General features: G+C 59.9%; 18 protein-coding genes. 4 read left to right on the top strand and 14 right to left on the bottom strand.

The annotated features are described in order from the left end of the window. Positions 1-79 precede the first annotated feature (79 nt). From rsmA to AWB64_RS18775, 4 genes are all read right to left on the bottom strand, one after another. Positions 80-892, bottom strand: coding sequence for a 16S rRNA (adenine(1518)-N(6)/adenine(1519)-N(6))-dimethyltransferase RsmA (gene rsmA / locus AWB64_RS18790; RefSeq protein WP_060856946.1), 813 nt, complete (start codon positions 890-892; stop codon positions 80-82). Between the two features lie 32 nt (positions 893-924). Continuing rightward, entirely contained in the window at positions 925-1908 is a 984-nt protein-coding gene (pdxA, locus tag AWB64_RS18785) for a 4-hydroxythreonine-4-phosphate dehydrogenase PdxA (RefSeq protein WP_060856945.1), read from the bottom strand. An 11-nt stretch (positions 1909-1919) separates the two neighbouring features. Next, on the bottom strand, positions 1920-3281 hold the full coding sequence (locus AWB64_RS18780) for a peptidylprolyl isomerase (protein WP_082850541.1): 1362 nt from the start codon (positions 3279-3281) through the stop codon (positions 1920-1922). A 168-nt stretch (positions 3282-3449) separates the two neighbouring features. Beyond that, positions 3450-5837, bottom strand: coding sequence for an LPS-assembly protein LptD (locus tag AWB64_RS18775; RefSeq protein ID WP_060856943.1), 2388 nt, complete (start codon positions 5835-5837; stop codon positions 3450-3452). 282 nt (positions 5838-6119) lie between these two features. Here AWB64_RS18775 and AWB64_RS18770 point away from each other — a divergent pair, with 282 nt between their 5' ends. Together AWB64_RS18770 and murU are read left to right on the top strand one after the other, a co-directional pair. After that, positions 6120-7145, top strand: a complete 1026-nt coding sequence (locus tag AWB64_RS18770; RefSeq protein WP_060856942.1) for an aminoglycoside phosphotransferase family protein — start codon at positions 6120-6122, stop codon at positions 7143-7145. Further along, positions 7145-7858 carry an N-acetylmuramate alpha-1-phosphate uridylyltransferase MurU gene (gene murU, locus AWB64_RS18765; protein WP_374728634.1) on the top strand — a complete coding sequence of 238 codons (714 nt, stop codon included), beginning with the start codon at positions 7145-7147 and terminating at the stop codon, positions 7856-7858. The genes AWB64_RS18770 and murU overlap by 1 nt, the downstream gene beginning before the upstream one ends. Positions 7859-7887: 29 nt before the next feature. Here the strand turns inward: murU and AWB64_RS18760 are convergent, their stop codons facing one another. Together AWB64_RS18760 and AWB64_RS18755 are read right to left on the bottom strand one after the other, a co-directional pair. Beyond that, a complete protein-coding gene (locus AWB64_RS18760) occupies positions 7888-8310 on the bottom strand; it encodes a type II toxin-antitoxin system VapC family toxin (protein ID WP_060856941.1) in 423 nt (140 codons plus the stop codon). Further along, positions 8307-8561, bottom strand: coding sequence for a FitA-like ribbon-helix-helix domain-containing protein (locus AWB64_RS18755; protein ID WP_060856940.1), 255 nt, complete (start codon positions 8559-8561; stop codon positions 8307-8309). The genes AWB64_RS18760 and AWB64_RS18755 overlap by 4 nt, the downstream gene beginning before the upstream one ends. 153 nt (positions 8562-8714) lie before the next feature. On the opposite strand from AWB64_RS18755, the gene purB reads away from it, so the two are divergent. Then, positions 8715-10103, top strand: a complete 1389-nt coding sequence (purB, locus tag AWB64_RS18750) for an adenylosuccinate lyase (protein WP_060856939.1) — start codon at positions 8715-8717, stop codon at positions 10101-10103. A gap of 96 nt (positions 10104-10199) precedes the next feature. Here purB and AWB64_RS18745 read toward each other — a convergent pair whose 3' ends face one another. The 7 genes from AWB64_RS18745 to edd all read right to left on the bottom strand — a co-directional run bounded on the left by AWB64_RS18745 (position 10200) and on the right by edd (position 22967). Further along, a complete protein-coding gene (locus AWB64_RS18745; RefSeq protein WP_157766659.1) occupies positions 10200-10637 on the bottom strand; it encodes an Ig-like domain-containing protein in 438 nt (145 codons plus the stop codon). A 339-nt stretch (positions 10638-10976) separates the two neighbouring features. Further along, on the bottom strand, positions 10977-13676 hold the full coding sequence (locus tag AWB64_RS18740; RefSeq protein WP_157766658.1) for an Ig-like domain-containing protein: 2700 nt from the start codon (positions 13674-13676) through the stop codon (positions 10977-10979). A 517-nt stretch (positions 13677-14193) separates the two neighbouring features. Next, entirely contained in the window at positions 14194-17745 is a 3552-nt protein-coding gene (locus AWB64_RS31625; protein WP_157766657.1) for an Ig-like domain-containing protein, read from the bottom strand. A 653-nt stretch (positions 17746-18398) separates the two neighbouring features. Further along, positions 18399-18893 carry a gluconokinase gene (locus AWB64_RS18730; RefSeq protein WP_060856935.1) on the bottom strand — a complete coding sequence of 165 codons (495 nt, stop codon included), beginning with the start codon at positions 18891-18893 and terminating at the stop codon, positions 18399-18401. 10 nt (positions 18894-18903) lie between these two features. Next, positions 18904-20265 (bottom strand): GntP family permease, encoded by a 1362-nt coding sequence (locus AWB64_RS18725; protein WP_060856934.1) that lies wholly within the window; start codon positions 20263-20265, stop codon positions 18904-18906. 189 nt (positions 20266-20454) lie between these two features. After that, positions 20455-21087: a bifunctional 4-hydroxy-2-oxoglutarate aldolase/2-dehydro-3-deoxy-phosphogluconate aldolase gene (gene eda / locus AWB64_RS18720; protein WP_060856933.1), complete on the bottom strand. Its 633-nt coding sequence runs from the start codon at positions 21085-21087 to the stop codon at positions 20455-20457. Continuing rightward, positions 21084-22967 (bottom strand): phosphogluconate dehydratase, encoded by a 1884-nt coding sequence (edd, locus tag AWB64_RS18715; RefSeq protein ID WP_060856932.1) that lies wholly within the window; start codon positions 22965-22967, stop codon positions 21084-21086. The genes eda and edd overlap by 4 nt, the downstream gene beginning before the upstream one ends. A 257-nt stretch (positions 22968-23224) precedes the next feature. Here edd and AWB64_RS18710 point away from each other — a divergent pair, with 257 nt between their 5' ends. Next, the gene (locus AWB64_RS18710; protein ID WP_060856931.1) at positions 23225-24076 is read left to right on the top strand and encodes a MurR/RpiR family transcriptional regulator; all 852 of its coding nucleotides are present in this window, start codon (positions 23225-23227) and stop codon (positions 24074-24076) included. A 137-nt stretch (positions 24077-24213) separates the two neighbouring features. Here the strand turns inward: AWB64_RS18710 and AWB64_RS18705 are convergent. Continuing rightward, the coding region (locus AWB64_RS18705) for a YadA-like family protein (RefSeq protein WP_060856930.1) at positions 24214-26925 on the bottom strand (2712 nt) is incomplete at its 5' end.

Below are 26925 nucleotides of genomic sequence, written 5' to 3'. Positions count from 1 at the left end.
GGGAAAAGCCTGGAAAACGACGTGGAGAGAGGAAGAAAAACGAACTGACGTTTAATTACAACCACACGACAACTACAACTCAGCGCGCCTGCGCCACGGTTTGCGCGAGCTTCACGAATTCGGCCACAGGTACTTCTTCAGCCCGCCGCGATAGATCGAAGCCAAGTGCATCGAAGTCAACCCGGTCACGATACACACCCAGTGTATTGCGCATCATCTTGCGACGCTGCGAGAAGGCAGCCAGCACGACCTCGCCGAGCACCTTGTCATCGACGGCGGGCAGTTCGTGCGGCGCATACGGAATCATGCGGACAATCGCCGAATTCACTTTCGGCGGCGGATTGAACGATTCGGGTGGGACATCGATCAGCTTGTCGATGGAATACCGGTACTGCAGCATCACCGTCAGCCGGCCAAAGTCCTTGGTTCCCGGCTCGGCGATCATGCGGTCCACCACTTCGTCCTGCAACATGAAATGCTGGTCGATGACCTTCGGCGCGAACGTCGTCAAATGGAAAAGCAGCGGGCTGGAAATGTTGTACGGCAGGTTTCCGACAATCCGCAACGACGGTTTTTCACCTTCCAGCGCGAGCGAGCCGAAGTCGAACGCGAGCGCGTCGCCCGCGTGCAGTGCGAGCAGATTGCCAAAGCGCTTCTCCAGCCGCCCGATCAGGTCGCGATCCAGTTCAACGGCGTGCAGCGGCGATTCAGGCGTGGAAAGCCGTTCGATCAGCGGCGCGGTCAGCGCGGCCAATCCCGGTCCAATCTCGACCATGCGTTCGCCGCGCTTCGGATCGATGGTGTCGACTATGGAATCGATCACGCCCTGGTCAACGAGAAAGTTCTGCCCGAAGCGCTTGCGCGCGAAGTGGCCCTGGTGCTTGATGGACATCGAAGAAACCGGTCAGGAACTGCAATAAGGGATCAGGCCGCGCGACGATGGCGCGCCATGGCAACAGCGGTATCGATGGCGGCAATCAGGCTGCCCGCGTCCGCCCGGCCCGTGCCGGCGAGATCGAGCGCGGTGCCGTGATCGACAGACGTGCGGATGATCGGCAAGCCGAGCGTCACGTTGATACCTTCGCCGAAAGTCGCGTACTTCAGGACCGGCAGGCCCTGGTCGTGAAACATGGCCAGTACGCAATCGGCGTCTTTCAGATAACGCGGCTGGAACAGCGTGTCGGCGGGATACGGGCCCGGCGCGTCGATACCCATTTCGCGCGCACGCACAAGTGCTGGCGTGATGACATCGATTTCCTCGCGGCCGAGATAACCGTTTTCGCCCGCATGCGGATTCAGTCCGGTGACGAGAATGCGCGGCTGGGGCAAGCCGAACATGGCTTTCAGGTCACGATGAATGATGTCCAGCGTGTCGACAATGCCATCCACCGTCAGCGCCGCCGATACATCCTTCAGCGGCAAGTGAGTGGTGGCGAGCGCGACGCGCAGCGGCCGTTCGCCCGAACCGGCGAGCATCATGACCACGCGCGGCGTGTGCGTGCGTTCGGCGAGATACTCGGTATGACCGGTGAAGGGAACACCGGCGTCGTTGATGGTGCTTTTCTGCAGCGGCGCCGTAACGATGGCGTCGAACCGTCCGCTCATTGCGCCGTCGATTGCTGTATCGAGCAGGCCGAGCACGTAGCGCCCGTTCGCGGCGTCGAGCGTGCCTGCCTTGGCTGGAACGCTCAGCGCGTGATGCTCTATCTCAATCAGCGCACTGCCCGAAAGCCACGCCGACGCACCCGCGCGCTCCGTCATCAGGTCACGGTCGGCCAGCACCGAGAACGTCACGCCGGGCCAGCGTTCAGCCGCTTGCGCCAGCGCCGCCACTGTCAACTCAGGACCCACACCGGCCGGTTCCCCGGTGGTGATGGCTATCGACAATACACGGCCGGCTGGTTCCATGCGGACAACCTTTACTGGTTCAGGGCCTGCTGAGCGGCCGCGCCCTTGTACTGGACGTAAGCGGTATCGCGCAGTTCGCGCAGCCAGTCGGAATACGCCTGCTCGGCCTTGCGCTGGCCGATCGCCTGACGCGCCAGATCGAGTTGCTGCTGCACCGAGCCTTCCGCTTCACGGCGTCCGAGCACCTGGATCAGGTGATAGCCGTATTCCGAACGCACCGGATCGCTGACTTCGCCGTCTTTCAGGTTGTTCATGGCGCGCTCGAATTCCGGCACGGTTTCGCCCGGGCTGATCCAGCCGAGATCGCCACCCTGCGAAGCCGAACCGTCCGAAGAGTACGTGCGCGCGTAGTTGGCGAAATCGCCGCCCTTTGCTACGTCCGCCTTGATTTCGAGCAATTTTTGACGTGCCGCCGGTTCCGACGTGCCGTCGGTCACGCGCAGCAGGATGTGGCGGACGTGCGTTTGCACGAGCTTCGGCGCATCGGCGGCTTGGCCCTGACCCGTGCGGCGCTCCACCAGCTTGATGATTTCGAAGCCGCCTGCGGTGCGAATCAGTTGCGGATTCACCTGGTTCGGACGCAGCGACGAAACCGCCGTCACAATCGACGGCGGCAACGAAGCCTGCGTGCGGAAACCGAGATCGCCGCCCTTGGCTGCATCGGTGTCCTGCGTGTTGTTCTTCGCAAGCTTCGTGAAGTCGGTCCCGCTTTGTGCTTCGTTCAACACGGCTTCGGCCTTTGCCTGAATAGCGGCAATGTCAGCCTGCGACGCGTTTTCCGGCACCTTGAACATGATGTGCTGCAAATGCAGGTCGTTGCCGCCGCCTGCGTTCGGTCCGCGCTGGCTTGCCACGTAGTTCGCGACTTCCGCGTCGGACACCGTGATCTTGCTGTCCACCTCTTTTTCACGCAGCTTCGAGAGCGTCAGCTCCGTGCGGGCGTCGCGCTGAAAAGTGTCCCAAGGCACGCCTTGCGCCTCGATGCGCGCACGATACACATCGAGCGTCATCTGGTTTTGCTGCGCGAGACGCTCGAGCGTGCGCTGCACGGTCGGGGCGTCGATGGTGATGTTGTCCTCGTTCGCCTTCTGCAACTGAATGCGTTCCAGCACCATCTGGTCGAGCACCTGACGCTGCAACTGCGCGGCCGGCGGCACCGGCGCGTTTTGCTGCTGCAAACGGCGCACGATGAGATTGCTGCGATCATTGAGCTCGCGCTCGGTGATCACGTCATTGTTCACAACCGCGACCACGGAGTCCGCTATCTGCACGCCGCCCGGTGTGGACAACGCCTGAGCGTGCGCCGCGGGGCCGGTCAGGAAAGCCGCGGCGCATGCGCTTGCCGCGAACGTTGTCCACTTAAACTTGTTCATGTTTGACACAGATACTCCATCGATTGCGGCCGGTGACCGGCCCTATTACCTTGCGCTGCTGCGTGCCCTTCGTGCCCTTCGTACCTTTCCAGCCGCACTCCAACCCACGAATATACGCCCTGTCGCGTACCGCTGGCACTTCTGCCGTAACCGGCTCTACCCGCGTGCTCATTCGTAATTGGTATAACGCGCAAGCGGCGCGGGCGGCGGTGGTGGCGGCGTATAACCGTTGACGCCGGCGCGGAACGCCGCGGTCAGGCCATTATCGACGTTCGAGAGGCCCTTGAACGTCATTTGCGCAAGCACGCGCGTGCCGGCGCTGTTACTACCGGTGCTATTGACGCCGTTTGCGTAACGCTGCACGCCGAGGCCGAGCGTCCAGCAGTCGGCATCGTACTGGAAGCCCAGCAGCCCGTCGACGAGACGATGGCTTGCCAGGTCGTAGTTCACCCGGCCGACGCTATAAATGTGTCGCGTAAGCGGCCATTGTGCCGAGATCAGAACCTGGTTGATCGGCTGGGTGGACAGCGTGGTTTCGTTCGCCCGCGTGTACCGGTAGCCAATATTGATGACCTTGCGCGCTTCGGGACTGAATCCGAAACCAATGCTCGAGCGCACGAGCTGGTTGTTGTCGGCATTATATTGGAACGCGGTTTCCTGCGAAAACCCGGCGCCCAGCTTGAACGACGCACCCAGGATCAGGTCGGAATGCTTCGCCTGGTCGAGCGGCTGGCCTTCCGTGATCGTGACGCGCTGCGGCTGGAAATAATACTGCTGCGCGATGACAAAACGCGCGCGTTCGTCGCCCGTCGCCGGGTTGATGAAACGCGAGGTCAGGCCAACCGTCAGGCGGTTTGCGTCGGCAATGCGGTCGTTACCGGCGTACGTGTTCGGCGTGTAGATTTCGGCGAGGCTGAAGTCGGCCTGGCCGGTATCGAAGATAGGCGCGAACTCCTGGTTCCGGTACGGCGTGTACACGTAGTACAGCCGGGGTTCCAGCGTCTGGATGTAATCCTGCCCGAACACCGTGACCGAACGGTCGAAGATCAGGCCGGTGTCGAAGCTGACGGTGGGAATGGATTCCGTCAGGCTCTTCGGCTGGCCCACGGGCGTGCCGGAAGCCACGCTGCCAAGCTGGGTCAGGTTGTACGACGCCAGATGGTACTGGACCTTCGGCGTGACGAAATAACCCGGACCCGTGATGCTGTAGCTCAAATACGGGTTGAAAACCGCGCGCTGGCCTTTCGTTGCGTCCTCAACGGTGGTAGTGAAGCGCGTGTAGTCCATCTCCGCGCCGTAGTCGAAGCCGCCTACGTTGTACTTGTTGTACAGCACGTTCAACTGCGGCTCGCGCGCATACGGCGCCACTGCCGGCGGCAGGGTCTGCCAGCGCTGCTCGCGGGCGATGATGGACCACGGGCCGTTGTTGTAGGTCAACCCGGCTTCCTGCTGATACAGCACTTGCGTGCCGTTCAGGAACTGGTTCGCGGCGTTGCCGAGGTCTTCCGGATACTGGCTGTCCGAGACCTTGTTGTAGTTGATGTAACCCGCGAAGCCGCCGCCGAAATTCTGCTGATGCTGAATGTAGATCGCATAGCGGTTCGTATGCGTCTGCATGTCGTTCGGCAGGAATTCGCCGGTAATGGTGCCCGAATACGTAGGCGACAAATACCGGAAGGTCGACTGCAACTGAAGCCCGCGCCGCGTCATGAGACGCGGTGTCACCACCAGATCGCGGTTCGGCGCGATATTGAAGTAATACGGCAGCGAGATTTCAAAACCGGTTGTTGAATTCAGCGATACCGTGGGCGGCAAGATCCCGCTGCGGCGTTCGCCGGTAAGCGGAAACGACATCCACGGGCTCGCGAACACCGGCACGCCCTGGAAGAACAGCACGCCGTTGTGGGCCACGCCTTCGTTCGCGCCGGTATCGAAATCAAACGATGTGCCCTTGATGTACCACGCCGGGTCCGTTTCGCACGAACATGCCGTGTACGTGCCGTGGTCCACGCGCGTCTGCTCGTCGTCGATCAGGTCCGCGCGCGCCGCGCTGCCCGAACCGTTCGACAGGTTGAAGCGGTACTTCGGGTTCGTCATGTAACCCTCGTTCGCTTCCACCTTCAAATGCGCTTCCGGGCCAACGAACCTATTGCCGTTGTTGAAGATCCTGACATTGCCGTAAGCGTCGGCCATGTCGGTGTCCTGGTCGTAGTGCAGCGCATCCGACTTGATCACCGACGTGTTGCGGCGCAACTCCGCGGAACCCTTCGCCGCCATGTCCTGGTCGGCTGTGCCGTTGGTGCGGTCGCCCAGCACGAACGTGGCCGGCTGGTCGCCCTGCCTGAGCGGCCGTTCTTCGAGCTGGGGCGCAAGCCGCAGGCTCCACGGGTCGCCGAGCGGCTGGGTGTCCGCGGCGGGGCCCGACAACTGGGCGTGCGCGAGGGCCGGCATGAGGCCCGGCACCGCAATCAACGCCGCGAACAGCCGCCGCCTGCGTGGCCGCGGATCACGCAATGGGCGCGATAAAACTGGTTTGGAAAGCTGTCGTGGCGGCATGTTTGAGTGCTGTTCAATCGCGTCACGCTCGGCGCTCGACGCTCGACACCTGAAGGCGCGAGCAGCCGGGCACAGCCACCGGAACTCGCGCCACCGGAGTTCTCGGTTCGCTGCGAACGAAAATGAATCGATCGATGGATGGTGCGGGCGGTAACTCCCGTCCTGCGCAAAGCCGTCATGGCTTCTTGCAGGCCGGGGCGCCGGGCGTTACACGCGATGCAAACGGAATGCTTAAAAAAGTCGTGGGGTATTATATGGCAAGACGTTTCACCCTTAGAATTTATGACGCCCCAAACCCCTGATTTTCGCCTTACACAGCTTCACGACTGGCTACAAACTGTGACTGGGCGGTATCGGCTGGATCTTTCAACGCTTGCACCCGCTTCCGCCGACGCCAGTTTTCGCCGCTATTTCCGGCTGACTGCCGAAAGCGGGTTTGGACATACGCTGATTGCCGTCGACGCCCCGCCGCCCGAAAAATGCCGCGAGTTCGTGCAGGTCGCGGGGTTGCTGCGCGACGCCGGCGTGCACGTGCCGCAGATTCTCGAGGCCGATTTCGATGCCGGCTTCATGCTGGTGACGGATCTCGGCACCACGACCTACCTCTCCGTGCTCAACGAAAAAAACGCCCGCCCGCTGATGCGCGCGGCCATAGATGCGTTGATCAGGTTCCAAGTGACATCGCGGGAAGGCGTTTTGCCCGCTTTCGACGAAGCGTTTTTACGCCGCGAAATGGAGTTGATGCCCGAGTGGTTCGCGGCGCGCCATCTTGGCCATACGCTGGAAGCGTCCGAACGCAAGGTGCTCGATGAGACCTTCAACGTGCTCGTGCAGAGCGCGCTGGCCCAGCCGCAGGTTTTCATGCTGCGTGACTTCATGCCGCGCAACCTCATGGTCGCCGAACCCAATCCCGGCGTGCTCGACTTTCAGGACGCGGTTTATGGCCCATTGAGCTATGACATTGCGTCGCTGTTGCGCGACGCGTTCATCAGTTGGGAAGAAGAATTCGAGCTCGATTGCTTCGTCTACTACTGGGAAGGCGCGCGCCGAGCCGGATTGCCCGTCGATGCCGACTTCGGCGAGTTTTACCGGCAGATCGAATGGATGGGATTGCAGCGCCATATCAAGGTGCTTGGGCTTTTCGCGCGGATTTATCATCGCGATGGAAAACCGCAGTATCTCGCCGATCTGCCGAGGTTTATCGGCTATGCCAGGAAGGTTTCCGAGCGCTACAGGCCGTTGCGGCCGTTCGCACGCTTGCTCGACACGCTCGAAGGCCGCGCGGTGGATGTGGGATATACGTTCTGATGAGCGCCTTGAATACTGCAATGATCTTTGCCGCCGGGCGCGGCGAACGCATGCGGCCACTGACGGATACGTGCCCCAAGCCACTGCTGAAAGTCGGCGGCAAGGCGCTGATTGTCTGGCAAATCGAACGGCTGGCGGCGGCGGGGTTTGAAGTCATCGTGATCAATCACGCGTGGCTTGGACGGATGCTTCAATCGAATCTGGGCGACGGTTCGCGCTGGGGCGTCGAGATCCGCTACTCGCACGAAATGCATGCGCTGGAGACGGCGGGCGGGATCGCGAAGGCGCGGCCGTTGCTGGAAACGCAAGACGAGCCGGCGGTTTTCCTGGCCGTCAGCGGCGACGTGTTCTGCGATTTCGACTATGCGAGTTTGCGAGCGCGCGCGCAGGCGTTGGCGCTTGCATCCGAGCCGGCGATGCATCTGGTCATGGTTCCCAATCCACCGTTTCACATGCACGGGGATTTCGCTCTCGAACTCAATGGAACGCTTTCTCTGGATGGCGCGCAACGCTACACGTTCGGCAACATCGGTCTATACGATACCCGCATGTTCCGCGATCTCGCACCGAACACCCGGCGCGCCTTGACACCGTATTACCAGGAAACAGTCGCGGCGGGACGCGCTACGGGCGAGCTGTATGAAGGGCGATGGGAGAATGTCGGGACAGCGGCGCAACTGGAAGCGCTGGATCGGGCGCTGCGGGGCAAGTGAACCGATAAGCGGAAACAGCCGCAAACATGCTACGCGGCGATCCACGGGTCGATGACAAAAACGCCCGTTCCTTCGAAGTCCTTGACGTTTCGCGTGGCAAGCATTGCGTCGCGGCTGTGACAGATGGCGGCAATTTGCGCATCGGCGGAACTGATTGGCCGGCCTTGCGCCTCGCGTTCAGCCACGAGCAGGGCGTACCGGTGCGCGGAAATATGGTCGAAAGGCAGCACCTTGCCTGCAAGTTCGCCCTCGAGCATTGTTTCTATGGCGCCGCGCAAGCCGCTTTTGCGTCGGCCATGCGGCAGACGCGCAACGCCATACAACAACTCCGCGATCGTGATAGCCGTGGTCTGCAAGTCCGGTACGTTTTGGGAGTCCAGCCAGGCGAGTACGTTTTCGTCAGGGTCGGCCCGCATGATTTCCGACAGGACGTTCGTGTCCAGAACGATCATTCCAGAAACTCAGCGGATCGCGGCTTTTCATTGCGCTCCGGCAATGTCAGGCCGGCGTCGGCCAAGTGGGCAAAACGTTGATGAATACGGCTGCCTAAACCAATCGAGCCAGTCGGGTTCGCGGCTCCCGTCAACGCATTCTGCAGGATCACTCGCACCTCCTCCTCCATGGAACGGCCATGCCGGGCCGCCTCCACACGGAGCAATGCCTTTACCTGGTCATCCAGATTCCGAATTGTCAGCGTTGCCATTGAAAAATATGCCTCGTTTGCTGTCATTGACTGCAATGCTAGCACACAATTAGGATTTAGACCAAAGGTCCTCGATCTACATGTCGTTCGGCGGCCGGTTTGCAAATGTTAAAATCTCTGCTTCCCCTTTCGCCTCTTTTCCGCGGCCCGCCCATGTCCGATACCCGTCCCGATACCCTTTTCGCGCTCACCGCGCTTTCGCCGCTCGACGGCCGCTATGCCGCCAAAACCGAAGCGCTGCGCGACTGGTTGTCCGAGTACGCGTTCATGAAACACCGCGTGAAGGTGGAAATTCACTGGCTGATCGCACTTTCGCAGGCCGGTTTCGATGAAATCCCGCCTTTTTCCGAAGCATCGGAAAACTTCCTGCTGCAACTCGCCGAACGCTTCACCGCGCACGACGCGGCGCGCATCAAGGACATCGAAAAGGTCACGAATCACGACGTGAAAGCCGTCGAGTACTGGCTCAAGGAATCCGTCAAGGGTCAGCCGGAACTCGAGCGTGCGAGCGAATTCATCCACTTCGCGTGCACGTCGGAAGACATCAACAATACGTCGCACGGCATGATGATCGCGGGCGCGCGCGAACACGTGATCCTGCCCGCGCTGCGCTCCGTGCATGACCGCCTGATCAAGCTCGCGCACGACAACGCCGCGCAACCCATGCTCTCGCGCACGCACGGTCAGCCGGCCAGCCCGACCACGCTCGGCAAGGAAATGGCGAACGTTGCCGCACGCTTGCAAAACGCCATTGAACGGATCGCGGAAGTGCCCGTTCTCGGAAAGATGAACGGCGCAGTCGGCAACTTCAACGCGCATCTTTCCGCGTATCCGGAATTCGATTGGGAAGCATTCGCGGAAGGTGTGATCGAGGACCGGCTGAAGCTGACATTCAACCCGTACACCATTCAGATTGAACCGCACGACTACATGGCCGAACTATTCGACGCCGTCTCGCGCGCCAACACCATCCTGCTGGATCTCGATCGGGACGTATGGGGTTATATCTCCGTCGGCTATTTCAAGCAGCGGACGAAGGCGGGAGAGATCGGTTCATCGACCATGCCGCATAAGGTCAATCCCATCGACTTCGAAAACTCCGAGGGCAACCTCGGCATGGCGAATGCAATGCTGCGCCATCTCGCCGACAAGTTGCCCATTTCGCGCTGGCAGCGCGACCTGACAGATTCCACCGTGCTGCGCAATATTGGCGTGGCGTTCGGCTATTCGCTGCTTTCCTATGATTCGCTGATTCGCGGACTGGACAAGCTCGAAGTGAACGCCGCGCGCCTGAATGAAGATCTGGATAACTGCTGGGAAGTGCTGGCGGAACCGATTCAAACCGTCATGCGCCGATACGGCGTGGAAAATCCGTACGAGCAATTGAAGGAATTGACGCGCGGCAAGGGCATTACGCGAGAAGGCCTGCAGGCGTTCATTAACGGACTTGCCATTCCCAATAACGCGAAGCAATTGCTGCTCGCCATGACGCCCGGATCATATGTGGGCAAGGCGGTTGAACTGGCGCAGCGGATCAAATAGCGGACACACAGCGCGCGTTTTAATCGAATTAATAGGGAAAGCCGTTCAAGCAATTGAACGGCTTTTTTTCGCTGCCCGGTCGCTCTGCAGTATTCCTTATTGGTGGCGCCCGCGGTGCGATGTAAAAGCATTGGGCGGGAAATACGGTGTCGCGTTGTCCAAAACCCTGTCATTCGACCGCGATGCGCTGCTGTACAAAATAGTTTCATCGAATGGTGATTGCGGTTCCTCCGGCGCAATAACGCTAATCGAAAAGTAGCTGGAAGTGCTTTTGAGGCCGAAGTCGCCGGCCTGCACCACCGAAAAATCGTGAATGCCGTCAGATAACGGCGCTGAAAGTTGCAGCGACCAGCCGCCTTGCCCGTTTGCTGAAACTACGCCAAGCAACGATGTACCGTCATACACGTCAATAGTCGCGTAAGGATCCGCTGTTCCATTGATTAGCGACCTGTAGCCGCTTGTCGTTCCGCCTCCCGTTACTCCATCAACATCTGTAATGACTGCCTGCATGCGGGCAACAAACTCAGAAGCCATTTTTGTATCCTTTTCTAGTAGGGAACCGAGGCGATATTCCGCTTGCGCGGTGTAAAGCCACCATAGATAAACAACGTCGCGCTTTCACGTTTCCTCAAACACGCAAGTCAAGCAACGTGTCCAGACAGCAATACGCTATCCATGTCTGCCCGGCCGCTCCATCACAACGTTGAAATAAGGGATTTCGCGTTTGAGTAAAGACGGTTTCGTACACTGGACCAATGGACGCCCCGATCACCAGCGCACAACAAAAAAAGCCGTTCCAAAACTTCCTGGAACGGCTTTCCGTGCAGCTTTCAACAATCCGCTTCCTTTCACCAGCGAAGCGGACTTCACAACTTAATGCACGACCAGATTCACGCCTTGCTGAACCAGCAATTCGGTATGTGCGCTCGAGTGCTCGTACACGTTGTACACCACGCCGCCCATTGTGGTGACGCCGTGCTGCGACCAACTGCCGTCGGACAGACCGGAGACATGCGCATTGGCCATGTCGACCACATCGCCGGCATGACCGTTCACCATCAACTGCTGCTTGCCGTCATGCTGGAACAGATCGGTTTCGCCCAGGTTCAGCACGTCCAGCACCGACAGCTTCAACGTGTTCTGATGACCGCCCAAATCGAACACTTCAACGCTCGAAATCTTCGCCGCGGCGGTCTTGCCCGTCAGCGAGGTCAAGTCGAGGACCTGATGGTCGCCAGCCAGATGCAACGTATCCGTGACACCGCTCGAACCCTGGATATGGCCGTTGTTCTGCTGGAAGAACGCAGCCGGATCGCCGCTCAGGTCGAACGTGTGGGTTGCCACCGGCGCAACAGCTTCCGTGTAGACCGTGATCCCGTAGGCAGCCGGATTGGACGTTACCGTTCCGTCGCCGTATGCCCGTACCGTGAGCGAATGTGCGCCATCGGCCAACGTGCCGAGTTGCACCGACCAGTTCCCATGCGAGTCGACCGTGGTGTGACCAACGGCCCAGCCACCATCCATTACGTCGATGCTGTCGCCAGCATGACCCGTACCGCTGACAACCGGACGATGGTCGTCAGTGATACCGCCCGACGGGACGTTGCCTTGCTGGGCGCCAAACGCGTCCAGGACGGCGGTGATTGCTGCCGTGTGATTCGAAGGAGCGCCCGCTTCGGTGAACCCAAAGCCGCTGCTGAACGCGCCAGCGCCCACAGCGCTTTCCACGCGTGCCGTGTAGACGTGATTGCCGGGGGTCACGCCCTGGTCGTTGAACGTCCACTTCGTGCCGTTCGTGCTTGCCGTACCCAGGAACGTGCCATCGCGATAAACCGAAATGGTTTCGCCACGAACCAGCAACGAAGACATCGTGCCCTGAACGGTCGGCGACGAATCGCTTGTGACGCCCTGATTGGAAATGTTGCCCACCGAGTGGTCAATCAGGTTCGTGATCACCAGCGTTTCAGCCGGCGCCGGCGTCACAGGCGCTGCCTGATAGTTGAACGCGTATGCGTTCGAAGCTGCGCTGACCGAACCGTTGGCGATAGAAACTGCCGTCAGCGAGTGCGCGCCGCCGGACACCGAACCCAGACCGATGTTCCAGTGACCGTATGCATCCACCGTTGCGTGGCCGACGATGTTCGAGCCGTCGCGCAATTCGATGATGTCGCCCGCGTGACCCGTGCCGCTGACCGTTGGGTGTGCTTCGCTCGTGGTGCCGCCTGCAGGCACATTGCCCGCTGCGCCAGCAATTGCGCTAATCACCGGAACGTGGTCGACAGCACCCGCTTCCATGAACGAAAAACCGCTGCTGAACGCGCCATTGCCCGCAGCGCTTTCCACGCGTGCCGTGTAGACGTGATTGCCCGCGGTCACGCCCTGGTCGTTGAACGTCCAGTTCGTGCCGTTCGTGCTTGCCGTGCCCAGGAACGTGCCGTCGCGATAAACCGAAATGGTTTCGCCACGAACCAGCAGGGACGACATCGTGCCCTGAACGGTCGGCGACGAATCGCTCACAGTGCCTTGATTGGCAACGTTGCCCGTGGAGTGGTCGATCAGGTTCGTGATCACCAGCGCGGCCGGCGTCGGCGTCACGGATGCTGCTTGATAGTTGAACGCGTATTCGTTCGAAGCCGCGCTGACCGAGCCGTTGGCGATAGCAACTGCCGTCAGCGAATGCGCGCCGCCAGCCACCGAACCCAGACCGATGTTCCAGTGACCGTATGCATCCACCGTTGCGTGGCCCACGATGTTCGAGCCGTCACGCAGTTCGATCATGTCGCCTGCGTGACCTGTGCCGCTGATGGTCGGGTGTGCTTCGTTCGTTGTGCTGCCTGCAGGCACATTGCCCGCTGCGCCAGCGATGGATGTAATCACCGGAACATGATCCAGAGTACCGGCCTCCACGAACGCAAAAACGCTGCTGAACGCGCCATTGCCCGCAGCACTTTCCACGCGTGCCGTGTAGACGTGATTGCCCGCTGTCACGCCCTGGTCGTTGAACGTCCAGTTCGTGCCGTTCGTGCTTGCCGTGCCCAGGAACGCGCCATCACGGTAGACCGAAATGGTTTCGCCAAGCGTCAGCAGCGACGACATGATGCCGTGGACTGTCGGCGCCGTATCGTTCGCGATGCCTTGATAGGGAACGTTAGCTCCCGAGTGATCGCTCAGGTTCGTGATCGTCAGCGTTTCAGCCGGCGCTTGCGCCACAGGCACGGCCTGATAGCTGAACTCGTACGCGTTCGACGTTGCGCTGGTCGAGCCGTTGGAAATTGAAACCGCTGTCATGGAGTGCGCGCCATTGGCGACCGCGCCCAGACCAATGGCCCAGTGACCGTCTGCTTCAACGGTTGCCATGCCGACAACCCGCGAACCGTCGCGAAGTTCGATCATGTCGCCCGGCTGGCCCAGGCCGCTGATGACCGGATGCGGCGCGGTTGTCATGCTGCCGAACGGGATTGGAGTCGCCAACGGATCCAGTCCGCTCGTGATAGCGGTGATGACAGGAACAACGCTTACGTTGTCGGATGATTTGAAACCCGCTTGTGCGGGGTTTTGGTAGTTTGATGCCATTTCATACCTCTGGTTGAATCGATCAAGCCCGGAACCAGCCCGGCATTCGTACATCGCGAAATGGCGTGCAGGCTGCGGGTCGCGCAAATGGACGCTATGCACACGGCTCATGCGCGTTGCAGATTCTGAAACGAGGTATGAAGCGTATAAACCGGAAAAATCCTAATTACATCAAGCTTACGCAGCGATTTATAGAATTTTTGACTTTGCTTGATCTTGATGCAGAAAACCGTGTTGTATCTTTAAATAAAAATAAAATAAAACCACTGTGATGACCTTTTTCAAGATGCCGGGGCGTCGTGGAATCCGACATAGGCAGCAGCGCGGTCGGGTGGTGTCAATGCGTTGTGCCCATCTATTTTTGTCAGGCAAGGTTCGGACCTTCGACCGGGAAACGCCGGTTGCGCAAGAACGAAAAAGCCGTTGCGGGATTGCTCCCGCAACGGCTTTTGTTCCGACTGTGCTGCTGTTTCGCTGGCGATTCTCTGGAGCAACCGCCAGCCGCTACAAAACTTGCTTAGTTATGCAGGGCGATTTGCACGCCTTGCTGAACCAGCAGTTCGGTATGCGCACCCGAGTGTTCGTAGACGTTGTACGTCACGCCGCCCACTTGCGCCGTCCCTGCCTGTTGCCATTGACCGTCAGCCACGCCCGCAATGTGCGCGTTCGACAGGTCCACGGTGTCGCCATTCGAGCCGTTCACCATCATCTGCTGGTGGCCGTCCTTCTGGAACAGGTCCTGTTCGCCCAGGTTCAGCACGTCCGAAAGCGAGAGCTTCAGGTTGTTCGAATGGCCGCCCAGGTCGATCACTTCAATACCCGAAATCTTCGCCGCCGCCGTCTTGCCGGTGAGCGAGGTCAGGTCGAGGATCTGGTGATCGCCTGTCAGGTGCAGCGTGTTCACAGCGGGCGCTGCACCCGCTGCTTCCACAGGATGCGCCGTGCTGCCCTGAATGTGAGCCGTCGATTCCTTGAAGTAGGCAGCCGGGTCCATGTTCAGGTCCACCGTGTCGTGACCGGACGTGCCGGTGAAGGACTGGTGATCGCCAACCGCGGTGTGCTGCGCCTGAGCGTCGGTTGCCGGATCGGCAGCCGCTGCCGCGCCTAACAGGCCGTGCGTGGTTGCCGTGTCGTCCGTGGCAACCGTGGTGTCCAGATGCACAGCGGAGACGCCGGTAGGGAGGGTACCTGAATCAAAGTTGTACCACACGCCTAGATGAGTAGCAAATTTTGCTAGATTGCCACTGTCAAGCGGGATATAAGTAGTACTTCCCGGAAGATAATAGCCAAATTTTGTTGTGAGCCCTACATAAACAGGCGACGCCAGACTCGGCTCCCAAGGGAAACCAAACACCGACGCGATCCATATACCTGGACTGACCTCCCACCCCCCCCCACCACCACTACTGAAGCCCGGGCCGAAGGAATATGGCCCGTAACCAGAGTCGACCGCGATGCCAAAGACTCCGCCAGAGGAGAATGCGTTGCCAACGTTTATGGCGTAATAAGCTTTATTATCTGCTGGGTTGTTGAAGGCCATGACCTGGCCCACAGTGCTGATCTCCGTGAAGGCATACGAGTTCGACACAGTGCCGTGGCTCGTCCCACTCACCACGTCGGCCGTGTACGTGTGGTTACCGACAGGTACATTTGAGTCCTGGAACGACCAGGACTTCCCGTTCACCGTGGCGGTGCCTACCTTGACCCCGTCCCGGTAAACCACGAGCGTCTCTCCGGTCTGCAGCGCGGTCGACACCGTACCGTTCACCGTGGGGTTCGCGTCAAACGTGGTCCCGCCGTTAGCGAGCGCCAGATGCGTGCCCAACGCGTTATCCACCATTCCCGTGATCGATACGGTTTCTGCCGGGGGTTGCGTGGTGACAACATTGAACGGCCAGTCGGCTGATGCAGGGCTTACCTTGCCCGTTGCCGCGTTCGTCTGCGTGGCCGTCATGTCATGCGCGCCGTCAGCCAGCGGCGTAGCCGGCTTGAACGACCAGTTGCCCGACGCGTCGACCGTTGCCGTGCCAATTTCCGTGCCGTTGTCCTTAATATGAACGACATCGCCCGCCACACCCGTACCCTTGATGGTCGGGTCGTTGTCGTCGGTCGTGCCGTTCTTCGGCACCGGACCCGTGATCGGCCCTACTGCGTCGTTCACCGAAACAATCACCGGAGCCGGCGCGGTTGTGTCGACCTTGAACGGCCAGTCCGTCGAGGTCGGGCTGGTTGCACCCGTTACCGCATCCGTTTGCATGGCCGTGATGTCGTGCGAGCCGTCAGCCAGCGGCGTGGCCGGCTTGAGCGACCAGTTGCCCAAAGCGTCGACCGTTGCCGTGCCAATTTCCTTGCCGTTGTCCATGACGTGAACGGTGCTGCCGCTGATGCCCCGGCCCGCAATAGTCGGGTCGTTGTCGTCGGTCGTGCCGTTCTTCGCCACCGGACCCGTGATCGGGCCTACTGCGTCCGTTACCGAAGTAACTGACGGCGCGGGCGGTACATACGTGTCCACGGTGAACGGCCAGTCGTTCGATACAGGACTGAGCTTGCCCGTTGCCGGGTTCGCCTGCGTGGCCGTAATGTCATGCGCGCCGTCAGCCAGCGCCGTGGCCGGCTTGAACGACCAGTTGCCCGACGCGTCAACCTTTGCCGTGCCGATTTCCTTGCCGTTGTCCATGACGTGAACCACGTCGCCCGCCACGCCCGTGCCCTTGATGGTCGGGTCGTTGTCGTCGGTTACGCCGTTCTTCGGCACCGGACCCGTGATCGAGCCTACTGCGTCGTTCACCGAAACGACCACCGGCGCAACCGGCGCGGTTGTGTCGACCTTGAACGGCCAGTCAGCCGAGGCCGGGCTGGTGGCGCCCGTCTTCGGATCCGTTTGCGTAGCCGTAATGTCATGCGAGCCGTCAGCCAACGGCGTGACCGGCTTGAACGACCAGTTGCCGTTGGCGTCAACCGTTGCCGAACCGATTTCCGTGCCGTTGTCCTTCACGTGCACCACGTCACCTGCCACGCCCTTGCCGGCAATGGTGGGGTCGTTGTCGTCGGTCGTGCCGTTCTTCGGCACCGGACCCGTGATCGGGCCTACTGCGTCCGTCACCGAATCAACCGACGGTGCTGCTGGTGCAGCGGCCACAGTGAACGGCCAGTCGGCCGATACGGGACTGAGCTTGCCCGTTGCCGGGTTCGCCTGCGTGGCCGTAACGTCATGCGCGCCATTGGCCAGCGGCGTAGCCGGCTTGAGCGACCAGTTGCCCGAAGCGTCAACCGTTGCCGTGCCGATTTCCTTGCCGTTGTCCATGACGTGAACCACGTCGCCCGCCGTGCCCGTGCCCTTGATGGTCGGGTCGTTGTCGTCGGTCGTGCCGTTCTTCGGCACCGGACCCGTGATCGGGCCTACTGCGTCGTTGACCGAAACAATGACTGGTGCAACCGGTGCGGTTGTGTCGACCTTGAACGGCCAGTCAGCCGATGCCGGGCTGGTGGCTCCGGTCTTCGGATCCGTTTGCGTAGCTGTAATGTCATGCGAGCCGTCAGCCAGCGGCGTGACCGGCTTGAACGACCAGTTGCCGTTGGCGTCAACCGTTGCCGAACCGATTTCCGTGCCGTTGTCCTTCACGTGCACCACGTCACCCGCCACGCCCTTGCCGGCAATGGTGGGGTCGTTGTCGTCGGTCGTGCCGTTCTTCGGCACCGGACCTGTGATCGGGCCTACGTTATCCGTCACCGAATCAACCGACGGTGCCGCCGGCGGAACAATACCGGCGTTGATCTGCACGCTCATCGGCACCGACGAGTCACCGTAGTTGCCATCGCTGTCATGGGCAATTGCCGCGAACGAGTGCGTGCCAGCCTTGATCGGCGTGGCAGGCGTGAACGACCATGTGCCGTTGGCTGCGACCACTGCCGAGCCAAGCCAGCGCACCCCATCGTAAACATCGACAATGTCACCTGCGTCCGCCGTGCCCTTGATGACCGGCGTGGTGCTGTCTGCCGTGCCACCGTTGAGCGCCCCGCCCACCGATGTGATCACCGCCCGGGACGGATCTTTTAATTGAATCGCCATCTTGAATTACCTTTATTGCTGAAGTTAAGGGGGGAAGTCAGGTCACTTGATGGGACATGCGGTTTCCCCGAGGAGGAATGTGCTTCAAGCCCATTTTGCAATGAGAGCGGTGCAATTCTCCTTGCGAATCAACTGCATCGATACCAGAGAAGTCTTAAAGCGCCGGCGGCCAGCGCTAAGCGTGCTTCTGGAAACACTGATGCAGAAGACAAGCGCGGCGGCGGCGCATAAAAACATTTACCAGCCGTTTCAGTTCGGAAAACCTTCGGATACCAAAACGTATTGCAAGGTCGGCCCCGCAACGCTTTTGGCGTTTTAATTAGAGACAGCGGCTTTTAGATGCAAACCTATCTCCTGTCCCCATTGCCGGGTTATGCAACGTTATCTGCACGTCTTGTTGAGTCAGCAATTCGGCACGCAAGCGTGAAGCTCGTACACGTTGCGCGTCACGCTGCATGCCGACGCCGTGGTTTCTACATGTCGCGAGCCTTGCGCCACGCCTGCAATGTGCGAGTCCGGCGGATCAACTGTGTCGCAGTCCGAACTTTTAACGTAGTCCGGATAACCGCAACCGGTCCAGCGTTGCACTGAACCGGTGTGGTATTTACAAAGCCTGCATGCCGCAGGCCTGAATCATGCGCTAAAAACCGGAGTTACCGGTAGTCCATTTCACTCAATACAGTATTCACTATTTTTTCCGGCGACCACGCAATATCCACTTCAATTGCTTCATCTGGGCCCGGAGCTTCCAGTGTGTCCAGTTGACTTTTCAATAACGCAGGATCAAAGAAATGACCCTTGCGCGTCTTGATACGCTCTTTCAGCAATTCCTCGGTTCCCTTTAAATAGACAAAGGTCACGTCCTTGTCGCCATTGCGAAGAATGTCACGATAAACACGCTTGAGCGCCGAACACGCATAGACATGCGTGGTGCCGTCAGCACGCTTTTCGACAATGGAAGCGCGAATCGCATTCAGCCACGGCCAGCGGTCGTCATCCGTCAAGGGAATGCCCTTGTGCATCTTGTCCTTGTTTGCCTGACTATGAAAACTGTCGGCATCAGCAAAATCACATTTCAGCCGTTCGGCCAGCATTTCGCCTATTGTGGTCTTGCCACAACCGGATACGCCCATCACGATCAATATCATAAATATCTCCTTATACGACCGTCGCAAGCGCAAAGGTCAAACCCAAACCCATGAGGGAAATAATCGTTTCGCAAAGCGACCATGTCTTGAATGTCTGGCCCACCGTCATGCCAAAGTATTCCTTCACGAGCCAGAAGCCGCCGTCGTTCACGTGCGAGAAAATCAGCGATCCACAGCCCGTGGCAAGCACCAGCAATTCAGCACTCACCGCGCCATGCGACGCCGCCGCTATGGGCGCGACAATTCCACATGCCGTGGTCATGGCGACGGTGGCGGAGCCTGTGGCAAGCCGGATCAGCGCGGCCACGAACCAGCCAAGCAGCAATGGCGACAAATGCGCGGCAGATGCAGTGGCAACCAGTTGCTGCGATATCCCGCTTTCACGCAGCACGTTACCGAAGCCACCGCCCGCTCCTACAATCAACGTAATGCCCGCAATGGGCGCGAGGCAGTCGCCGCAGAACTTCTGGATCTGCTCGCGATTGAATCCACGTGAAGCGCCGAAGCTCCAGAAACTGAACAACACCGCAATAAGCAAGGCAACGTCCGCGTTGCCTACGAATTTCAGCAGGTTATTGGGCAGCGATTTGGGCGCGGAAACCAGGTCGGCCCAACTGCCAACCAGCATGAGGATGACCGGGAGCAAGATGGTAAACAGCGTAATCCCGAAGCCCGGCAACTCGCGCGTTTCGCCTTCCTTGCGTGAATCTATAAACTGCGCCGCGAGCGGATTATTCTCAGGCAGCTTGATATGCCTGCTGATCAAGAGCGCAAACAGCGGTCCCGCGACTATTGCAGTGGGAATGCCAACTATCAGTCCATAAGCGATCGTGCGGCCAATATCCGCGTGATACGCCTGCACGGCGAGCAACGCGGCCGGATGAGGCGGAATCAATCCATGCACCACGGAAAGACCGGCGACCATGGGCAAGCCGATCAGCAACAAGGACTTGTTGGTTCGTTTAGCCACGTTGAAGGCAATCGGAATCAGCAGCACAAAACCGACTTCAAAGAAGACCGGCAGGCCGACGATGATCGCCACGCACATCATGGCCCAGTGGATATGCTTTTCGCCAAACCGGTCAATCAGCGTGTTCGCGATCCGCTCCGCGCCGCCGGACTCGGCCATCATCTTGCCAAGCATGGTGCCTAGGCCAACCACAATCGCAATGTGTCCAAGCGTGTTGCCGTTGCCGGTTTCGAACGCCTTGACAATGGTGTCCATTGGCATGCCAACGGCGAGACCCAGCAATAACGACACGATGATCAGGACAAGGAATGGATAGACCTTGAACCGCGTGATCATCAGTATCAGCAATGCTATGGCAATGACCGCGTACACCAGCAGCATGCTGCCGTGGACTGGCTCCATGAAAACGCCTCCGGATTTGTTCTAAAGAAATGCTGCGCCGCGGCGGACTCGCCTCATGCCTTCGCGCAGTCGAGGTTCAACCGGGGGGATTTTACTTGCAGAGGGAGAAACGTGCCTTCCGGTCGCGTCCCAATGTGAAAAAGCCCCCGCGCAGTGAACGCAGGGGCTTCGTAGCCATCTTTGTGCCCCTTACTGGGCCGGCGCCAGCGTGCTGGCGGCACGCGCGAGGCGCGTTACTTCCTCCCAGTTCTGCGAAGCCAGCGCTGCCTTCGGCGTCAACCACGAGCCGCCAACGCACACCACGTTCGGCAACGCCAGGAAGTTCGGCGCGGTTTCGGCAGTAATGCCCCCTGTCGGGCAAAATTTCAGACCGGGGAAAGGCCCGTTCAGCGCCTGGAGCATCGCAACGCCGCCCGCCTGTTGTGCTGGAAACAGCTTCACGATCTCATAGCCCAGTTCCAGGGCCACGATGATATCTGTCGGCGTCATGACGCCGGGTAACAAAGGCAAACCGGCATCGAGAGCCGCCGAATGAATGTCCTTCGTCAATCCTGGCGAGACGCCGAATTGCGCGCCTGCTTTCTTCGCTTGCCCGCAATGCTCGGGCCGCGTAATGGTGCCAACGCCCACGACTATGTCATCCGCCAGTCCGCAAGCGCGTTCGATTGCCTCGAGTCCCGCCTTCGTGCGAAGCGTGATCTCGAGGACCTTGACGCCGCCTGCGTGCAATGCGCGCGACACGTTCTCGCCCTGTTCCGCCGATTCAAACGCCAGCACCGGTATGACCGGCCCAAGCCGCACAATCTCACTTACTGATCTCATCTCTTCTGCTCCTGTGGTTCGGATTCTGCACTTGCCCGGTTAGCCTGCTCGCCGACCATGGGACCAAACACCGACGCGCCAAGTTCCGCCTGCATGGCAGCGGCGCGGAATACTCCGAACAGTTCCCGTCCGAATCCGACCTCGTTCTGCGCCTGATGTGCCGGCTGTTCGACCGGGCGAGCGTTCCATTCGCCTGCATCGATCTCTATGTCCAGCACGCCCCTGTTTGCATCGATGACAATGGTGTCGCCCGTGCGCACCTTGCCCAACGGCCCCTGCAGCAACGCTTCCGGAGATATGTGGATAACCGCCGGCACTTTGCCCGACGCGCCGGACATACGCCCGTCCGTGACAAGCGCAACATGAAAGCCCTGGTCCTGCAAGACGCCGAGAAGCGGCGTCAACCGGTGCAACTCCGGCATGCCATTGGCGCGCGCCCCCTGAAAGCGGACGATAGCCACGAAATCCCGTTTTAGCTCGCCTCGGTCAAAAGCCTCTTGCACCTGCTCCTGCGAGTCGAAAACAATAGCCGGAGCCTTGACCTGCCTGTGAGCTTCCGCCACCGCCGATATCTTGATCACGCCGCGTCCCAGCTTGCCCTGCATCAGGCGCAGGCCGCCGTCGGGCGCAAAAGGTTCCTTGTGGGTGCGCAGCACTTTCGTATCGTGGCTGGTTGCGGAACCTTCGATCCATTGCAACTTGCCGTCGATCAATTTGGGTTCGCGCGTGTAATGGGCGAGGCCGCGGCCCGCGACAGTTTGCACGTCCTCGTGCAGCAGACCGGCTTCCAGCAGATCCCGCACCAGGAACGCAATGCCGCCGGCTGCGTGGAAGTGATTCACATCGGCTTTCCCATTCGGATAAATCCTCGCGGTGAGCGGCACGGCCTGCGAGAGTTCGTCGAAATCATTCCAGTCGATAACAATCCCCGCCGCCCGCGCTATTGCCACCAGGTGCAAGGTGTGATTGGTCGAACCGCCTGTTGCCAGCAATGCAACAATGCCATTCACGATGGCTTTTTCATCGACCACATGGCCTACGGGCGTGTAGTGTCCGCGCTCAGCGGTCAACTCCAGCACTCGCCTCGCCGCCTCGGCTGTGAGCGCGTCCCTGAGCGGCGTGTGCGGATGAATAAACGCAGAGCCCGGCAGATGAAGGCCCATGACTTCCATCAGCATCTGGTTGCTGTTGGCCGTTCCGTAGAACGTGCAGGTGCCGTGGCCGTGATAGGCCGCGGCTTCTGCTTCCAGCAGCGCTTCACGGTCGCAGCCGCCGGTTGCGAACAACTGGCGGACCTTGGCTTTGTCGTCGTTGGTCAAGCCGCTTGTCATTGGACCGGCCGGCACGAAAATGGTCGGCAAGTGCCCGAATTGCAACGCTCCTATCAGCAAGCCAGGAACGATCTTGTCGCAAATACCGAGGCACAGGGCGGCATCGAACATATTGTGGGTCAGCGCCACGGCCGTGCTCATGGCAATGACTTCACGCGAAAACAGCGATAGCTCCATGCCGGCATTGCCTTGTGTCACGCCATCGCACATGGCCGGCACGCCGCCCGCGAATTGCGCAACGCCGCCGGCCTCCCGCGCCGCTTGCTTGATGATGTCGGGATAATTCTTGAAGGGCGCGTGGGCCGAAAGCATCTCGTTGTAAGACGAAACAATGCCAATGTTCGGCTCGCGAATTGACCGGATCGAAATCTTTTCCTGGCCCTCCATGCCGGCAAAACCGTGCGCGAGGTTGGCGCAGGAAAGCGCGCCGCGAGCTGGAAAATGGCCTTGTGCGCCGGCGATTCGGGCCAGATAGGCCGCGCGCGTCGGCCTGCTGCGCTCGATTACACGTTTGGTGACCTTGGCGAGATGCGAATGAGGGGAAACCATCGAGACTCCTTCGCCTGGGGTCGGCGAACATCCGGGCACGCCGGGATGAAATTTGCTCAAACGAGCGGATCAAACGGATCTTAGTAGAAAAACTACATTATCGCTATCTGGAAAACCCCTACGCGCCCTGTTTTAAGGAAGCGAAGCTCAACATCATGGCTTGACGCGAACTTCGAACTGCAATTATTCATGTAGTTTTTGTACATATCCACGCGTCAGCTATAGTCCCTCCAATTCCAGCATAGGCGAGATTCCTGATGTTGCTGTCCCAAGTCGAAGCAATGCGCGAGCAATTGCGCCCTTCCGAGCGCAAGCTTGCAGATTACGTGATCGACGCTCCGCGAGAAGTGGTGGACCTCGCAATGACCGATTTCGCGAGGCGCGCCGGTGTTAGCCAGCCGACTATCGCCCGTTTCTGCCACGCGTTGGGCTTTTCAGGTTTCCGCGAGTTCAAGATCCGGCTGGCCCAAAGCATTGCCTCCGATGTTCCCGCGCCCTCCGTTTTTCGCGACGTCCGGGCCGACGAACCCGCCGCCGGCGTGGCGGCCAAAGTTCTGGACCGGACAATTGGCGCGTTGTTGCAGGTGCGCAATAGCTTGTCGTCGGATAGCGTGGCGACAGCCATCTCGTTATTAGCCGATGCCCGGCGTATCGAATTCTATGGTGCGGGCGGCTCGGGTATCGCCGCGCTCGACATCCAGCACAAGTTCTTCCGGCTCGGCGTGCCGAGCGTTGCCTATTCCGATCCACACACCTACACCACCTCCGCCGCGCTTTTGAGTGCTGGCGACGTGGTCGTCGTGATTTCAAATACAGGACGTACCCGAGACATTCTGGATGCGGTGAAGTCGGCGCTGGCTGGCAATGCGAAAGTGATCGCCATTACGCATGGCAATTCGCCGCTCGCCCGTATGGCAAGCGTCAGCCTGTTCGCGAATGTAGACGAGGACACCGATATTTTTTCGCCGATGACTTCGCGGATTTCGCATCTGGCGATTGGCGACATTTTGGCGGTCGGCGTGGCGCTGGCGCGCGGACCCGATTTTGCCGAACGCCTGGCCGAGGCCAAGGACGTGCTCAACAAGAGACGCGTGGGTAACGCGCCATAGCGGCTGGTTTCAAATAAAAAAAGCGGGTTCCTCGAAAGAAGAACCCGCTGAAATTACTACGGTACAGCAGAACAATCTAAATTTTCAGGTCTTCGGAAACCCAGCTCTTCCGAACCGGGCTTCCAATCAAACCTTGCTTACCACTGGTACGAAGCACCTGCACCAACCGTCGTCCCTGCTGCGCTCCAGCCTGCACCCACGCGCACCTTGATGTTTTGCGTGATGCGAGCCGTGCCGCCGATAGCCGTTGCTGCATAGCCCTGGAACGTACCGCCGCCAATACCAATCGACAACGTCTTGTTCGCGTCGACGTCCGGGATCATGGTCAGCGCTGTGGCTGCCGCAATACCGCTGTACGCCTTGCGAGCAATACCGCCCACTGCCGAGTTCATCTGGTTCAGGTTGACTGCATCTGTACCTTGTGTACCCGCTGCCACGTTCGTGATCTGGCGTTCGTTACCTGCCGAGCCAACCGACACGGTGTTGTCACGATCCGCCACCGAATGCGCACCCAATGCCACAGCGTTGTCTGCCGGAGCCGAGGCGCCGTTGCCGATAGCGATGGAGTCCTTGCCCGACGCACCGGCGTTGCCGCCGATTGCAATCACGCCGTCATTCGTACCCGTCGCACCGCCGCCGATCACGATTGCGTGATCGCCGGAAGCCGAAGCATTGTCACCCATGGCGATTGCGTCGCTGCCATTGGCGGATGCTGCTGCCGCCGGTGCACCGTCCTTACCATCTTTACCGTTGATGCCAATACCCGCGGTCCCGGTGGTGTTGAAGTTCTGCACCGTGTTTTGCAGGGCAGCGACTTCTGCATTCGTAGCGTACAACTGACCGCCCGTTACAGCGTCCGTGCTGTCAGCCGACGAGATATCGCCAGCCGCCAGGCCCGTCAACTTCGTACCAGCCGTGCCGTTACCAGCCAAGGTGATCTGGTCGTGTGCCGACGAGTCATACGCCACCGCGTTCGGGTTAGCGATTCCGCCACCGTTGGTGATGTTATTCACCGTGGTTTGCAGATTCACCAAGCTGTCCGTGTTGGAAGTAACGCGGCCGTCAAGGTTGGTGATTGCGTCACCAACGTTATGTACCGTGTCGCCACCCACGCTGAACGAAGGCTGCGTGATCGAACCATCAGGGTTCATCATTGCGCCGCCGCCGATTGCAGTAGCGAAGCTCGATGAAACACCAGCCAGTTGCGAGCCATTGATGGCGTCGAAACTCGACGAGTTCACAGCACCGGCAGCTACACCGGTAATCGTACGCTGAACACCCGACGAATTTGTCATGTCGACAACCGTGCCGTCAGTCATCTTGCCTACGGTGATGTTTCTCGTCGTAGCGTCTTGAGCGACCAATCCTGCGCCACCCGTATCCGCCGTGATTGCTGCAACCGCGCTGTTCAAGTCCGACAAGCCTTGGTCCACGTCCTTGAATGCATCGCCCACGTTATACGATTTGTGGTTGTTGATACTGTACGTCGGACCGGTTACAACACCCGCCGCGGAAATCGCCGCGCCGCCGCCCAGTGCATCAACTACGGGCTTCAACTGCGAGAAGTTCACTGCGTCTGTTGCCGTGGTACCAGCCTTCACGTTCGTGATCGTGGTGCCGGCCGCGCCGCCACCCAGCGTGACCTTGTCCATCGCCGTGCTGTCGTACGCCACGAAGGAGTTCGTTGCATTGCCAGCCGTATCGACGTTCAAGCCTGCTGCCGTCAACTGCGCCAGGTTCACTGCGTCCGTTGCGGTTGTGCCTGCAACCAGGTTGTGAATCTGCGCGCCAGCCGAACCCGAGCCCAGCGTCACGCCAGTCTTGGCCGTGGTGTCATACGCCACAAACGCGTTGGTTGCGTTGCCGTTCGTGTCAACGTTAAAGCCTGCTGCCTTCAACTGCGCCAGGTTCACTGCGTCCATGTCAGCGGCACCCGCCTTCACGTTCGCGATCGTCGTACCAGCCGAGCCGCCGCCCAGCGTGATCTTGCCCTTGGCCGTGGTGTCATACGCCACGAATGCGTTGGTTGCCTTGCCGTTCGTGTCAACGGTCAAGCCTGCAGCCGTCAACTGACCCAGGTTCACTGCGTCCGTTGCCGTGGTACCGGCCTTCACGTTTGCGATCGTCGTGCCAGCCGTGCCGCCACCCAGCGTGACCTTGCCCATTGCCGTGCTGTCGTACGCCACGAACGAGTTCGTCACCTTGCCCGCCGTGTCAACACTCAGACCAGCCGCCTTCAACTGCGCCAGGTTCACTGCGTCCATGTCAGCGGCACCCGCCTTCACGTTAGCGATCGTGGTGCCGGCCGTGCCGCCACCCAACGTGACCTTGGTCTTCGCCGTGCTGTCATAGGCAACCGCGTTTGCATCCGTACCGCCGCCACTGACTGCTGCAGCATTGATGGCATCTGCAATCGTGTCATAGTTCTGACCGTTGACTTCGAACGTCGGCGCTACGACCTTGCCGTCCGGCCCAACTGCTGCGCCACCACCAATTGCTGCGGTCACGCCCTTCAACTGACCCACGTTCACTGCGTCTGTGTCATTCTGACCTGCGGCCATGTTGACGAGACGGCGGGTGTTAGCCTGGTTCTTGATGGTGTACGCAACGCCTTGTGCGTCGTACGCCGTGTAAGAACTCGTGCCGTCATTACCAACCGAAACGGTGTTCGCCGTGTTTGCCACCGAGCCTGAGCCCAAAGCAACCGCGTCAGCCGCCGACGTGTAAGCCTGTACGCCTACAGCCGTGGAGCTCGTGCCTTTGGCGTATGCATTCGAGCCAACTGCAATTGATGCAAGTCCTTCTGCACGCGCTACGTCCGAAGGCGGCGTTGAACCCGTAGCGTCACC

Source organism: Caballeronia sordidicola (assembly GCF_001544455.2).
Lineage (GTDB): Bacteria > Pseudomonadota > Gammaproteobacteria > Burkholderiales > Burkholderiaceae > Caballeronia > Caballeronia sordidicola.
Note: the sequence above shows the minus strand (reverse complement) of the source record. Positions and strands in the feature narration are given on the sequence as shown.